The organism is Shumkonia mesophila, assembly GCF_026163695.1.
Lineage (GTDB): Bacteria > Pseudomonadota > Alphaproteobacteria > Rhodospirillales > Shumkoniaceae > Shumkonia > Shumkonia mesophila.
In genome coordinates, this window is the sequence record NZ_JAOTID010000013.1 from 44,752 (window position 1) to 58,005 (window position 13,254).

Annotated in this window: 15 protein-coding genes; 7 read left to right on the forward strand and 8 right to left on the reverse strand. The window is 67.7% G+C overall.

Annotated features, from left to right (window positions below; translation table 11 throughout):
* Positions 1 to 143: 143 nt before the first annotated feature.
* The 3 genes from ODR01_RS18895 to ODR01_RS18905 are packed head-to-tail and all read left to right on the forward strand — an operon-like array spanning position 144 to position 2,434.
* Positions 144 to 884, forward strand: coding sequence for an ABC transporter substrate-binding protein (locus ODR01_RS18895; protein WP_316979257.1), 741 nt, complete (start codon positions 144 to 146; stop codon positions 882 to 884).
* Between the two features lie 52 nt (positions 885 to 936).
* Positions 937 to 1,632, forward strand: a complete 696-nt coding sequence (locus ODR01_RS18900) for an ABC transporter permease (RefSeq protein ID WP_316979258.1) — start codon at positions 937 to 939, stop codon at positions 1,630 to 1,632.
* 10 nt (positions 1,633 to 1,642) lie between these two features.
* On the forward strand, positions 1,643 to 2,434 hold the full coding sequence (locus tag ODR01_RS18905) for an ABC transporter permease (RefSeq protein ID WP_316979259.1): 792 nt from the start codon (positions 1,643 to 1,645) through the stop codon (positions 2,432 to 2,434).
* A gap of 1 nt (position 2,435) precedes the next feature.
* On the opposite strand, the gene ODR01_RS18910 is transcribed toward ODR01_RS18905, so the two are convergent.
* A complete protein-coding gene (locus ODR01_RS18910) occupies positions 2,436 to 3,767 on the reverse strand; it encodes a dihydroorotase (RefSeq protein WP_316979260.1) in 1,332 nt (443 codons plus the stop codon).
* Between the two features lie 159 nt (positions 3,768 to 3,926).
* Between ODR01_RS18910 and msrB the strand changes: the two genes are divergently transcribed.
* Both msrB and ODR01_RS18920 read left to right on the forward strand, forming a co-directional pair.
* Positions 3,927 to 4,322 carry a peptide-methionine (R)-S-oxide reductase MsrB gene (msrB, locus tag ODR01_RS18915; RefSeq protein ID WP_316979261.1) on the forward strand — a complete coding sequence of 132 codons (396 nt, stop codon included), beginning with the start codon at positions 3,927 to 3,929 and terminating at the stop codon, positions 4,320 to 4,322.
* An 83-nt stretch (positions 4,323 to 4,405) separates the two neighbouring features.
* Positions 4,406 to 5,224 carry an aldo/keto reductase gene (locus ODR01_RS18920; protein WP_316979262.1) on the forward strand — a complete coding sequence of 273 codons (819 nt, stop codon included), beginning with the start codon at positions 4,406 to 4,408 and terminating at the stop codon, positions 5,222 to 5,224.
* Between the two features lie 113 nt (positions 5,225 to 5,337).
* On the opposite strand, the gene ODR01_RS18925 is transcribed toward ODR01_RS18920, so the two are convergent.
* The 5 genes from ODR01_RS18925 to ODR01_RS18945 all read right to left on the reverse strand — a co-directional run bounded on the left by ODR01_RS18925 (position 5,338) and on the right by ODR01_RS18945 (position 10,093).
* Complete coding sequence (locus ODR01_RS18925; protein WP_316979263.1) at positions 5,338 to 6,465, reverse strand: M20 family metallopeptidase; 1,128 nt, start codon at positions 6,463 to 6,465, stop codon at positions 5,338 to 5,340.
* A 49-nt stretch (positions 6,466 to 6,514) separates the two neighbouring features.
* Entirely contained in the window at positions 6,515 to 6,760 is a 246-nt protein-coding gene (locus tag ODR01_RS18930) for a ParB N-terminal domain-containing protein (protein WP_316979264.1), read from the reverse strand.
* An 87-nt stretch (positions 6,761 to 6,847) separates the two neighbouring features.
* Positions 6,848 to 7,252, reverse strand: a complete 405-nt coding sequence (locus tag ODR01_RS18935) for a hypothetical protein (protein ID WP_316979265.1) — start codon at positions 7,250 to 7,252, stop codon at positions 6,848 to 6,850.
* 28 nt (positions 7,253 to 7,280) lie between these two features.
* Positions 7,281 to 9,059: an asparagine synthase (glutamine-hydrolyzing) gene (asnB, locus tag ODR01_RS18940; RefSeq protein ID WP_316979266.1), complete on the reverse strand. Its 1,779-nt coding sequence runs from the start codon at positions 9,057 to 9,059 to the stop codon at positions 7,281 to 7,283.
* Positions 9,059 to 10,093 (reverse strand): glycosyltransferase, encoded by a 1,035-nt coding sequence (locus ODR01_RS18945; protein WP_316979267.1) that lies wholly within the window; start codon positions 10,091 to 10,093, stop codon positions 9,059 to 9,061. Before ODR01_RS18945 ends, asnB begins: the two co-directional genes overlap by 1 nt.
* A 149-nt stretch (positions 10,094 to 10,242) precedes the next feature.
* On the opposite strand from ODR01_RS18945, the gene ygfZ reads away from it, so the two are divergent.
* Together ygfZ and ODR01_RS18955 are read left to right on the forward strand one after the other, a co-directional pair.
* A complete protein-coding gene (ygfZ, locus tag ODR01_RS18950) occupies positions 10,243 to 11,148 on the forward strand; it encodes a CAF17-like 4Fe-4S cluster assembly/insertion protein YgfZ (protein ID WP_316979268.1) in 906 nt (301 codons plus the stop codon).
* Positions 11,149 to 11,170: 22 nt separating this feature from the next.
* Positions 11,171 to 11,821 (forward strand): class I SAM-dependent methyltransferase, encoded by a 651-nt coding sequence (locus tag ODR01_RS18955; RefSeq protein ID WP_316979269.1) that lies wholly within the window; start codon positions 11,171 to 11,173, stop codon positions 11,819 to 11,821.
* Between the two features lie 6 nt (positions 11,822 to 11,827).
* Here the strand turns inward: ODR01_RS18955 and ODR01_RS18960 are convergent, their stop codons facing one another.
* Positions 11,828 to 12,220 (reverse strand): cupin domain-containing protein, encoded by a 393-nt coding sequence (locus ODR01_RS18960; protein WP_316979270.1) that lies wholly within the window; start codon positions 12,218 to 12,220, stop codon positions 11,828 to 11,830.
* Positions 12,217 to 13,251 carry an ACR3 family arsenite efflux transporter gene (gene arsB / locus ODR01_RS18965; RefSeq protein ID WP_449441458.1) on the reverse strand — a complete coding sequence of 345 codons (1,035 nt, stop codon included), beginning with the start codon at positions 13,249 to 13,251 and terminating at the stop codon, positions 12,217 to 12,219. The genes ODR01_RS18960 and arsB overlap by 4 nt, the downstream gene beginning before the upstream one ends.
* Between the last annotated feature and the right edge of the window lie 3 nt (positions 13,252 to 13,254).

A 13,254-nucleotide genomic window follows, 5' to 3' on the forward strand; every position in this document is an offset into this window, starting at 1 on the left:
CAATCGCCAACGGAAACTAGACGACGGCTCGCGGAACGGGGGAAGCGATGCCCACGAGCCCGTCGGAACCTTGAGGGGGAAGGCCTCGCCGGTGACCGGCCGCGGTTCCACCGATGCAACAGAGACCACGAGGGGAAAATCCCATGAAGAAATTCGCCATTCTGATGACCGCCGCGCTGCTGGTTTCCGGGCAATCGATGGCCGCCGAAAAGCTCCGCATCGGCAACGAGGGTGCCTATGCGCCATTCAACCAGATCGACCCCAATGGCAAGTTGACCGGCTTCGACATCGACATCGGCAACGCTCTTTGCGAAAAGATGAAGGCCGAGTGTGTGTGGGTGACCCAAGATTGGGACGGCATCATCCCCGGCCTGCTGGCCAAAAAGTACGACGCCATCGTCTCCAGCATGTCGGTCACCGACGAACGCAAACAGGCCGTCGACTTCACAGAGCGCTACTATTCCAACAGCCTGCGCTACATCGCCAAGAAGGGCTCCAAGCTGGACGTCAAGAACCTCAAGGGCAAAACCATCGGCGCCCAGCGCGCCACCATCGCCGCCATCTACCTCGAGGACAACATGAAGGGCGTCGTCGACATCAAGGTCTACGACACCCAGGATAATGCCTACATCGACCTCGCCGCCGGCCGCCTCGACGCCGTGCTGGGCGACATGCTGGTCAACTACGACTGGCTGCAGTCCGACGCCGGCAAGGGTTTCGACTTCTTCGGCGAGGCGTTCAACCGTAGCGACGAGATCGGCATCGCCGTGCGCAAGGGCGAGGATAAGCTGCGCCAGCAGCTGAACGCGGCACTGAAGGCGATCCGCGCCGACGGGACCTACGCGAAGATCAACGCCAAGTACTTCCCGTTCGACATCTACTGATGCGGCTCCGGCGGTGGGCCGGGATGCGGCCCGCCACCCGGCCCCAACCTTCATGCAGACCGTTCTTCCCTACGCCAACCTGCTGTTCACCGGGACGGTGATCACCCTTCTGGTGACCCTCGCGGCGTTGCCGATCGGCATCGCGCTCGGCCTGCTGGGGGCCGGCGCCAAGCTGTCGGGCGACCCGGTGGCCATGGCCTACGGCAACGTCTACACCAGCATCGTGCGCGGCATTCCAGAATTCCTGGTCATCCTGGTCTTCGCCACCGGCTCGCAGTTCGCGGTGAACGCCGTCGCCGAAAGCCTCGGCTACGAAGGCCACATCGACGTCAACCCCTTCGTCGCCGGCGTCGTGGCGCTGGGCTTCATGTTCGGCGCCTATGCGACCGAGGTCTTCCGCGGCGCCATCCTGGCCATCCCCAAGGGCCAGATCGAGGCGGCCAGGGCCTTCGGCATGGGCCGCTGGCTGACGTTTACGCGCGTCACCCTGCCGCAGGTGTGGCGCCTGGCGCTGCCGGGCCTGGGCAACCTCTATCTGGTGCTGATGAAGGATTCGGCGCTGGTGTCGCTGATCGGGCTCAATGACATCATGCGGGTTTCCGGCATCGCCGCCCAGGCCACCAAGAACACGGTGCTGTTCTATTTCGTGGCGGCGCTGATCTATCTGGTGCTCACCGTCGTCTCGATGCGCGTCCAGGCACCGCTCGAAGCCTGGGCCAACAAGGGCCTGCCCAAGGCCGTCCACTAGGAACGAGAGCATGGAGCCCGATACCCTCAAGATCCTGACCCGCTTCGTCAAGGCGGTGTTCTATGCGCTCACCGCCGTGCTCGTCGCCGTCATCCTCTACATCCTGTGGACGCTGAATTACGACGTCATCTTCCGCTATTTCGGGCGCATCCTGGGCGGCACATGGCTGACCATCCAATTGGTTTCGCTGTCGGTCTTCATCGGCTTCTTCATCGCCCTGCCGGTCGCCATCATGCGGGTTTCGCACATCCCGTGGCTGCGCCACCCGGCCTATGGCTTCATTTTCTTCTTCCGCGGCACGCCGCTGCTGGTGCAGCTTTTCTTCATCTACTACGGCCTGGCCCAGCTCGACCTCGTGCGCCACACCTTCCTGTGGCCGGTGTTCAAGGATGCCTACTGGTGCGCGCTGATCGCCTTTGCGCTCAACACCGGCGGCTATTCGGCCGAGATCCTGCGCGGCGCCATCCAGGCGGTGCCGAAGGGCGAGATCGAGGCGACGCGCGCCATCGGCATGTCGCTGGTCACGGCCTATTGGCGCATCATCCTGCCGCGCGCCTTTCGGCTGGCCATCCCGGCCTATGGCAACGAGATCATCTTCATGCTGAAGGGCACCGCGCTGGCCAGCACCGTCACGCTCTACGAGCTTACCGGCATCGCGCGCCTCGTCAACGCCCGCACCTATCAGCCGGTCGAGGCGTACCTGTCGGCCGGCGTGCTCTACATGGTCCTCACCTATATCTTCCTGCAGGCCTGGCAGGCGTTCGAGCGCCGCGCCAACCGCTACCTGGCGGTCCAGGGGTAGATCAGCAGGTTTCGAGGAAGCGGATGGCGGCGCCGCTCGGCTGGCCGATGAGTTGGCCGTCGCGGGCCACCACGGCGCCGCGCACCACGGTGGCGACCGGCCAGCCGGTTACCTTCATGCCGTCGAAGGGCGTCCAGCCGCAGCGGCTGGCGATCCAGCGGTTGCTGATGGTGCGCTTGGCGCGCAGATCCACGATGGTGAAGTCGGCGTCATAGCCGGGCGCGGTGCGGCCCTTGCCGGCGATGCCGAAGATGCGGGCCGGGCCGGCGCTGGTGAGGTCGACCAGCCGTTCGAGCGAAAGCCTTCCGGCGTGCAGGTGGTCGAGCATGATCGGCACCAGGGTCTGCACCCCCGGCATCCCCGAGGGCGAGGCCGGATAGGGCTTGTCCTTCTCTTCCCGGGTATGCGGCGCGTGGTCCGAGCCCAGGCAATCGACCAGCCCGTCCTTCACCGCCGCCCACAGGGCGTCGCGGTGATGGGCCTCGCGGATCGGCGGGTTCTGCTGGGCCAGCGTGCCCAGCCGTTCGTAGGCCTCGGGCGCCGCCAGGGTCAGGTGCTGGGGGGTGACCTCGACGGTGATGGTGTCCTCGCGGGTGCGAAGCAGCGCCATCTCCTCGGCCGAGGTGACGTGCAGCACATGGACCCGGCGCCCGGACGCATGGGCCAGCCGGAGCAGCCGCTTGACCGCCCGCACTGCCGTCTCGACGTCGCGCCAATCGGGATGGACGGCCGGATCGGCCGCCGCCTCGGCGATGCCCTTGCGCTCGCGAAGCCGCGCCTCGTCCTCGGCGTGAACCGAGCAGCGGCGCGACCCCTGGGCCAGGATGCGCCCGAGGACGGCATCGTCGTCGACCAGCAGGTCGCCGGTCGAACTGCCCATGAAGATCTTGACCCCGGCGCAGCCCGCGAGACGCTCCATCTCGGCCAGTTCGTTGACGTTGGCGGCCGTCGCGCCGACGAAAAAGGCGGCGTCGCACCACAGCCGCCCGCGGGCGTTGCGCCACTTTTCGGTGAAGGTTTCGGTGTCGGCAATCAGCGGCTTGGTGTTCGGCATGTCGAAGACGCCGGTGACGCCGCCCAGCGCCGCCGCCGCGCTGCCGGTTTCCAGGTTCTCCTTGTGCTCCAGGCCCGGCTCGCGGAAATGCACCTGGGTGTCGATGATGCCGGGCAGGACGTGCAGGCCCCGCGCGTCGAAGTAGTCGGCGCCGGCGGAGCGGCCGAGATCGCCCAGCGCGGCGGTGCGCCCATTCCGCACGCCGACGTCTGTAATCGTCGTCCCCGACGGCGTGACGCAGGTTCCGCCCTGGATGATGAGATCGAATTTTTCGGCCATGCGCGGCTCCCCTGACCCGGCGTTGCGCGGGGCGTTCCCCTCTCGCCGCCAGAAATAGCGCCTTCGGCCGAACGAGTCACAGGGAAAATCGGCGGCATTGAAATCGGCCCCGCCAATTCACTTCTTCAAAAGAGAGCCGAACGCTGGAGCGAGGCACCGATGGCCAAGTTCAAGATCGAGAAGACCGACGCCGAATGGCAACAGGCCCTGACCCCGGAACAGTACGGCGTCCTGCGCCGCCATGGCACCGAACCGCCGGGGGCCAGCCCGCTCGACAGGCAATACGGCGCCGGCACCTTCCGGTGCGCCGGCTGCGGCACGCCGCTGTTCGCTTCCGAGCACAAGTACGACAGCGGCTCCGGCTGGCCGAGCTTCTTCCAGCCGCTGGCCGACGCCATCGGCACCTCGACCGACTTCAAGCTCCTCTACCCCCGCACCGAGGTCCACTGCGCCCAGTGCGGCGGCCACCTGGGTCACGTCTTCAAGGATGGGCCGGCGCCCACCGGCCTGCGCTATTGCATCAACGGGGCGGCGCTGACCTTCGAGGACAAATAAACCGGGGCCGACGGCCCTTTACCCGACCGTCGAGCCGACCCTATCATGAACCCCGGGGAGACGGGTGGGAACGGGAGGATCGGATGAAGGTTCTCGACATCCACGGCGTCAAGGTGCCGGCGCTCGGTTTCGGCACCTGGCGGCTCAAGGGGCGCACCTGCCGCGACATGGTGCGCCAGGCCATCGAGATCGGCTATCGGCACATCGACACCGCCTCGATCTATGATAACGAAGAGGACGTAGGCAAGGGCATCGCCGATTCCGGCGTGCCGCGCGACGACATCTTCCTGGTCACCAAGGTCTGGCGCGACCAATTGGCCGCCGACTCGGTCAGCCGCGCCGCCGCCGAAAGCCGCGAGCGGCTCGGCACCGACTACATCGACCTTTTCCTGATCCACTGGCCGAACCGCGCCGTGCCGCTGGCCGAGACGCTGCGCGGCCTGCGCCACCTGATGGAGGACGGCCGGGTCCGCCACATCGGGGTCAGCAACTTCCCGGTCGCCCTGTTGCGCGAGGCGACGGAGGTTCTGGCCGCGCCGATCCTCGCCAACCAGGTGGAATACCACCCCTACCTGTCGCAGAAGCGGCTTGTCGCCTATTGCCGCCAGGCGCCGATCATGCTCACCGCCTACTGCCCGCTGGCCGAGGGCAAGGCCGTCCGCGACCCGGTGATCAAGAAGATCGCCGCCAAGCACGGCCGCTCGCCCGCCCAGGTGGCGTTGCGCTGGCTGCTGGAGCAGGACCCCGTCGCCGCCATCCCGATGACCGCCAACCCCGACCACTGCCGGGCCAACTTCGAGGTCTTCGACTTCGATCTCGATGTCGAAGATCGCGCCGCCATCGCCTCCCTCGCCTGCAACCGCCGCCTCATCGACATGGGCACGGGCTACGCCTGGGACTAGTAATTTCGGGGACACCATACTTTAATTTCGGGGACGCCATACTTAATTCACGCGTATCGACTGCAGCAGCAACAAAATGCTTCGTGAATTAAGTATGGTGTCCCCGAAATAAGTTAGTTCAGGGTCTCGATCAGCCGGTGCAACAGGGTCGCCCGCGTCGCCAGCGAGGATACCTGGATCTGCTCGTCCATGGTGTGGGCGCCCCGGCCAACCACGCCGAGCCCGTCCAGCGACGGGCAGAAGGGGCTGGAGAAGTTGGCGTCGCTGGCGCCGCCGGTCGTCAGCGCCACCAGTTCCAGCCCCTGCTCGCGGGCCAGCCGGCGGGCCGTTTCCAGCAGGGCTTGGCCGCCCGGCGTCTTCTCGAAGGGCGGCCGCTCGGGACCGCCGGTGATCTCGACGACGCAGTCGGGATCGAACGGCTTCAAGTCCAAAACCTTGGGGATCATCTCGTCCGCCAGCGCCCGGCTGGGCACCCGCATGTCGACCTCGGCGGTGGCGAACTCGGCGATGACGTTGGGCCGCGTACCGCCGGCGATGACGCCGACGTTGACCGTCACCTCGCGGCTGTAGTCGGTCATCTCCTCGATCAGCAGGATCTGGCGGGCCAGTTCCTTGATGGCGCTGCGCCCGTCGGCGTGGCGCGAGCCGGCGTGCGACGGCCGGCCGGTAACCTTGACCCGGAAGCGCGCCGTCCCCTTGCGGGAATCGACCACCTGGTCGCCTTCGCGGGTGGGTTCGAGGACCAGCACGTACTTCGACTTCTTGGCTTCTTCCATGATGTAGTCGCGCGACACCCGGCTGCTCATCTCCTCGTCGGAATTGAACAGGTAGGTGACGGGCAGCGGCGAGGCGAGCTTGCGGCGGACGAAATTGCGCAGCACGTGAAAGCCGATGAACCCGCCGCCCTTCATGTCGAAGATGCCGGGGCCGTAGGCGGTGTCGCCGCTCACGCGAAACGGCAGCCGCTCCAGCGTGCCGATGGGATGCACGGTGTCGAGATGGCCGAGAACCAGGATGCCCGGACCGTCGCCGCCCCACGGCATGCGCACCTTCAGGCAGTCGCCGAAGCCGTTCTTGCCGGCGATCCGCCGGGTGGCGGCGCCAAGCCCGGCGAAATCCGCCTCGACCTTGGCGATTAGGCGGTTGACCGCCTCGGGGTTGTCGGTGGGGGTCTCGATCTCGACCCACTCGCGCAGGCCCGCCAGCATTTCGCCGCTATCGTATCCGGACACGTTGGTCATCGCCGTTCTTCTCCTCAGCTTTTCTCGATCTTGCCTGGATGGCGCGGCCCTAGTGCTGCAGGGCCTGCACCAGATAGGCGGTGATGGTTTCCTCGCCCAGCGCCTTGCACGCCGCCAGCCGGTGGACGCCGTGCACCAGCACGTAGCGCTGGCCGTCGTGGCGGACGCGGACCGGCGTCATCTTGCCCTCCTCCAGGAAGGCATCGGCCACCGTCTGCACCTTCGCCTCATCGAGCTCGTGCGCCAATCGGGTCGGAACGTAAATCTCTTCGACCGGAACCTGAATGGGTTTCATTGATGTCTCCGACGCCTCTCCCGGTTTGCCGCGATCTTGCCCCCGATCGGCCCGCCCGATCAACCGTCCGTCGCGTCCCTTCCCCTTTCAGGGATGGAATCGGTGTGCGGGGGCGAAGCGCTTGGCGAAATAGCGCTTGAGCGGCGGATTGCCGGCGGCAAAATAGGGCGTGCCGTCGACTTGGTGATGATAGAGGAATCCCCCCGATTCGAGCCTGGCGATTTCCTGTTGCACCGCCTCGTCGTCAACGCCGGTGACAAGCGCGATGTCGGGGGCGGCAAGGTCGGTCAGGGTGACGGCGGCAAAGATGGCGACCGCCAACGGCCCGCCGAAATAACCCAGCGCGCCGGCCAGTTCCTCGGCGGCGGATTCCGCGAGCAGGATGATCGTCTCCTCGCGCCCCGTGATGGCGCCGACGCACGGCAACAAAACGGCCTCGCCCTCGCCCAAGCCGGCTCGCGCCCGCGCAATTTCCTCAACCGTCAGGCGCATCGCCTCCTCGCTTCGGCCGCGCCCCGATTCAGGCGGCAGCCAGGGTTTCCAGCACGTCGCCGGCGGGCGGCCGCCCCAGGATGTGCCGGCGGTGCCACAGGGCAAAGAACAGCAGTGTCCAGGCCGCCTTGGCGTGCCTGGGCTTGTCGGACTGGAACAGGGCCTCGACGGCCTCCATCCGGCAGGCCTCGGCGACGCCGTCCTGGGTGGCGACTAGGCGGCCCAGGGATCGGCCGCGCCGGCGCATCCATTCGCCCACCGGCACCGTGAAGCCGCGCTTGCGGGTGAAGGGGCGCGACGCCGGCAGGCCGGTCTCCAGCCACCGGCGCAGCAGCCACTTGCCCTGGCCGCGCCGGATCTTGAGCACGTCGGGCAGCAGGAAGGCGAAGCGGGCCACCGCAGGGTCGAGAAAGGGCACCCGGCCCTCCACCCCGTTGGCCATCAGGCAGCGGTCGAGTTTGGTCAAAAGATCATGGGGCAGCCAGTCGGCGCAGTCGACCGCCTGCACGGTTTGCAGCCGGGTCCAGCCGGCGCCGGCGGCGGCGCGCTCGGCGGCGGCGATGCCGGCCCGCCAGGGCCGTCGGCGGCCCTCCTCGCGCAGCACGCCAAGGCCGTCCAGCATGCCGGTGCGCCGCATTTCGCGGGCGAACGGCCAGGTGCGGTCGGCGGTGCGATAGCGGCCATAGCCGGCGAACAGCTCGTCGCCGCCCTCGCCGCTGAGCACCACCTTGAGGCCGTCGGCGCGGGCCGCCTGGGCCAGCTTGTAAGTGGGCAGGACGGCGTAGTCGGCGGCGGGATCGTCCATCGCCGCAGCGATCTCGGGCAGCAACCGCCAGAAGTCGGCCTCAGTGAATTCGACATCGACGGGATCGGCGCCGACGGCCAGCGCCACCTCGCGGGCGTGCCGGCGCTCGTCGTGCACCGCGGTGCCGGGGAACCCGGCGGTGAAGGTGCGCACCGGCCGTTCGTTCAGGCGCACCATCATGGCCAGCAGCACCGAGGAATCGATGCCGCCGGAAAAGAACATTCCATAGGGCACGTCGGCGCGCTGATGCACCCCCACGCTGTCGGTGAGCACGCCATCGAGTTCATTCAGCGCGTCGGTGACGCTCGCCCGGCGGGGCCGTTCCCGCGGCAGGGCGTCGAGCCGGCGGCGTTCGACCACACGGCCGGCCTCGACGACAAGGGTCTCGCCCGGCAACACCCGCTGAACGCCCTCGAACACGGTGGCCCGCCCGGTGGTGAACTGAAGCTGCAACAGCTCGTCGCGCTGGGCGGGACACAGCGACGGCTTGGCCCACCCCGCCTCGATCAGGGCCTGCGGCTCCGAGGCGAAGGCGAAGCCGGCGGCGGCCTCGACGTAATAGAGCGGCTTGATGCCGAAAGGATCGCGCGCCAGGACCAGCCGCCGGGCGTCGGGATCGTGGATGGCGATGGCGTACATGCCCCGCAGGTGCGAGGCGAAAGAAACGCCGTGGCGCAGATAGAGGTGCAGCGGCGGCTCGCAGTCGGAGCGGGTGGCGAAGGCAACGTCGGCCATCGCGGCGCGCAGTTCGACGAAATTGTAGATCTCGGCGTTGGCGATCAGGGCGGCGCGGCCGCCGGCCGGGGTCGTCGCGAAAAGCGGCTGGTCGCCGGTCTGAAGGTCGATGATGGCGAGGCGCGTCTGCACCAGGGCGACGTCGCCCGCCAGATGCCGGCCCCGGCCATCGGGACCGCGATGCGCCAGGCAGCCGGTCATGCGCTCCAGGGCCACCGCGTCCGGCGGCCGGCCATCGGCGGTCATGATGCCGGCAATGCCGCACATCAGGTGGGGGATCCGGCCAGCAGGCTTTCGAAGAAGGCGATGTACTTGGCGACGACGACCCGCTCGCTGTAGTCGGCCTCGAAGGCGGCGCGCCCCTGCTGGCCAAGCCGGGTGCGCAATTCGTCGTCCTCGAACAGCGCGCGCACGGCGCTGGCCAGCGCCTCGGCGTCGTCGACCGGCACCAGGATGCCGTTTTCCATCTGCTCGATCAGCATGCCCGGGCCGACGGCATCGGCGGCGACCACCGGCTTGCCACGCGCCCAGGCCTCCAGCACCACGTTGCCCAGGGGCTCGTGGCGCGACGGGCAGACGAAAACGTCGCAGGCCGCCAGCAGGGCCGGCACGTCGTCGCGCCAGCCCAGGAAGCGGACCCGCGGCTTGACCCCCAGCCGCTGGGCCAGGACTTCCAGGCTTTCGCGCAGCGGGCCGTCGCCGGCGATCCACAGATAGGCGTCGGGCAGCCGGACCAGCGACTGGAGCAGGACGTCGAACGCCTTGTTGGGGTGGAGCCGGCCGAGGGCGAGAATCAGCTTGCCGCGGTCCGGCGTGTAATAGTCGGTGCGCCGCACCGGCGCCGCCGCCGTGTCGTCGGCGAAGTTGGGCAGGTAGTGCGCCTTTTCGGCCGGCCATCCCTCGTTGACCAGGTAGTCGCGGATGTCCTCGGTGTTGGCGATCAGGTGATCGCACCCCTGATAGTACTTGAGGTCGTAGTAGCCGCCGAGCCGGCTGACGTGGATGAACTTGCCGCGCGGGCACATCTGGGTGGCCCGGTTCATCCAGGTCATGACGATGTGCGGCTTGAAACCGCGGATCTCGCGGCGCATGACCAGCGGCGAGCCGAAATCCAGGCGCCCGCCGAAGGCGACTTCGACCGGCTCGATGCCCGCCGCGCGCAGTTTCGCCACCCGCTCGGCATCGCGGCGGATCACCACCAGCTGCTGGATGCCGGCGCGTTGAAGGGCCGGGACGAGACGCATGAAAAAAGACTCGGCTCCACCGTGGGGGGCTCCGGCCATGGCCTGAAGAACACGCATTGGGGCATCCACCTCTCGAAGTCCGCGGCGGCTGTTATACGTCCCGGGCGGGGCCTTGGAAAGGCCCCAAACCCTTGCCAAGGCACCATCGATGCGCCAATTTTTGGGACACGGGCGACAAGCATCATGTTATACCCAGGAAAACAAGGATGCGCATGGCAAACCCCTCGTTTGCACGGCTTGAAAATCGCGGGCTGCTGGCGGTACGGGGCGAGGATGCCCGAACCTTCCTGCAGGGCCTGATTTCCAACGACATCCGGCGGGTGACCGATGATCGAGCCATCCACGCGGCTTTCCTGACCGCCCAGGGAAAGTTCCTGCACGAGTTCTTCGTCGTGCCGCTGGGCGAAACGCTGATGCTGGACTGCGAAGCCGGGCGCGCCGCCGACCTGGCCCGCCGGCTTTCCCTCTATCGCCTGCGCTCCAAGGTCACCGTCGAGCAGCGGACGGCGGACTATCTCGTCGCCGCGGTGTTCGGAGAGGAGGCCGGCCAGGCCTTTCAATTGAACGGCGAGGCGGGCGACGCCGCCGCCTTCGCCGGCGGCGTCGTCTATCGCGACCCGCGCCTGGCGGCGGCCGGTGTGCGCGCCATCCTGCCCCGCGAGGGCGGCGAGGAAGCGCTTGGCCGCATGGGCTTCGCCGAGGCGCCGTTCGCCGCCTACGACGCCCACCGCCTGGCCCTCGGCCTGCCCGACGGCAGCCGCGACCTGGTGGTGGAGAAGACCATCCTGCTCGAGGCCGGATTCGACGAGTTCAACGGCGTCGATTGGCAGAAGGGCTGCTTCCTGGGGCAGGAACTGACGGCGCGCACCAAATACCGCGGCCTGATCAAGCGCCGCCTGTTGCCGGTCCGCTTCGACGGCCCGGCGCCGGCGGCGGGAACGCCCATCCTGCTGGACGGCCGCGACGTCGGCGAGATGCGCTCCTCGGCGCCCGGCATCGGGCTCGCCCTGCTGCGCCTCGAATCGCTGGAAGCGGCGGCAGGCGCCGGCACCGCCCTGATGGCGGGCGACATTCGGCTCGTCCCCGAAAAGCCGTCGTGGGCCAGGATATGAGCCCATCCGGAGCGCCCGTTCCATGAACCCCGATGACCTCCGCGACGCCGCCCGCAGGCTGGCGCCGATCGCCGTCCTTTACGACATCCGCCTTAAGGAATGCGGCGCCACGGCGCGCGGCGTCTTCTGGCGCAACGCGACGGGACAACAATTGCGCTTCGAGGTACTGATCGGCATCGTCGATCCCGCCGACGACGCGGGCGGCCTTACGCTCACCGACCTGGGCTGCGGCTACGGCGCCTTTTTCGATTTCGTCGCGCCGTTCCCTTTCATGCGAGACAGCACCTATTTCGGCTATGACATTTCCGAGGGCATGGTGCGCGAGGCCGCTCGGCGCATCCGCGATCCCCGGGCCCATTTCGCCCAGTGCCTGATGGCGACGCGCGAGGCCGACTACTCCTTCGTGTCGGGCACCTACAACATGAAGCTCGACGAAAGCGACCGCGACTGGATCGCCTATGTCGAAGGCAGCCTCAGGGACCTGTGGTCGAAGACCCGCAAGGGCCTCGCCTTCAACATGCTGTGCGCCGCCACCAAGAGCCGCAGGGAGAAGGACCTCTATTACGCCGACTGGCGGGTGTTCCACGATTTCTGCGTGAAGGAACTGTCGCCCCGCGTCACCGTGCTGCGCGACTATCATCTGGCCGAGTGGACGATCCACGTGCGCCGGTAGGCCGGCTCACACCGTCGGCGGCCACTTGCCTTCCACGGCAATGGCCTCACCCTCGCCCGGCCAGGGCGGCATGGTGATGCCGACGGCGGCCAAGGGCTTGTCCCCCAAGGCGCGGAACTGGAAATGGGTTCCCAGCGGGATGGTCAGGCACACGCCCGGCTCGACGGCGACGATCTCCTCGCGGGTTCCCTGCCGGCGCCACATCTCGCCCAAGCCGCCGACGAAGAACCAGATTTCCTCGACGGTGCGGTGCGTCACCGCCCGCGACGTTTTTCCCGGGGCGAGTTGGAAATGGGCGGCGCCGCCCCCGGCGAGGCCGAGCAGGATGCGCACGTCGGAGCCGTCCGGGGCAACCACGTCAGGATCGACGGCGAGCCGCTTGGTGGCGAAATCGGTCATGGCGCCACCCGTCCCCGCTCGTACCACGCCTGCGTGCGGGTGACGATGCCGACCACCGAGAGCATCACCGGCACCTCGATCAGGACGCCGACCACGGTGGCCAAGGCGGCGCCGGACTGGAAGCCGAACAGGCTGATGGCGGTGGCCACCGCCAGTTCGAAGAAGTTGCTGGCGCCGATCAGCGCCGACGGCCCCGCCACGCAGTGGGCGGCGCCGACCTTGCGGTTCAGCAGATAGGCCAGCCCGGCGTTGAAATAGACCTGGATCAGAATCGGCACCGCCAGCAGCGCGATGATCAGGGGCTGGGCGATGATCTGCTCGCCCTGGAAGCCGAACAGCAGCACGAGAGTCACCAGCAGCGCCCCCAGCGACACCGGGTGCAGGCGCGCCAGCACGGCCTGGAGCGCGCCGTCGTCGCCGTTCCTGACCAAGCCGCGCCGCCACAACTGGGCAAGGATCACCGGAATGACGATGTAAAGCACGACCGAGAGGAAGAGCGTTTCCCACGGCACGGCGATGGAGGAAAGCCCGAGCAGCAGGCCGACGATCGGCGCGAAGGCGAAGATCATGATGGTGTCGTTCAGCGCCACCTGGGAAAGCGTGAAGTGGGGCTCGCCGTCGCACAGGTGGCTCCATACGAAGACCATGGCGGTACAGGGGGCGGCAGCCAGGATGATCAGCCCGGCGATGTAGGAATCGATCTGCTCGGCCGGCAGGTACGGCGCGAACAGATAGCGGATGAACAGCCAGCCCAGCGCCGCCATCGAGAACGGCTTGACCGCCCAGTTGATGAACAGCGTGACGCCGATGCCCCGCCAGTGTTGGCGGACCTGGCCGATGGCGCCGAAATCGACCTTGAGCAGCATGGGAATGACCATCAGCCAGATCAGCACGGCGACCGGGATATTGACCTTGGCCACCTCCATGCGGCCGAACGCCTGGAAGACATCGGGCACGACCTGGCCCAGCGCGATGCCGCCGACGATGCAGAGCGCCACCCACAGCGTCAGGTAGCGCTCGAAAATCCCCATCGG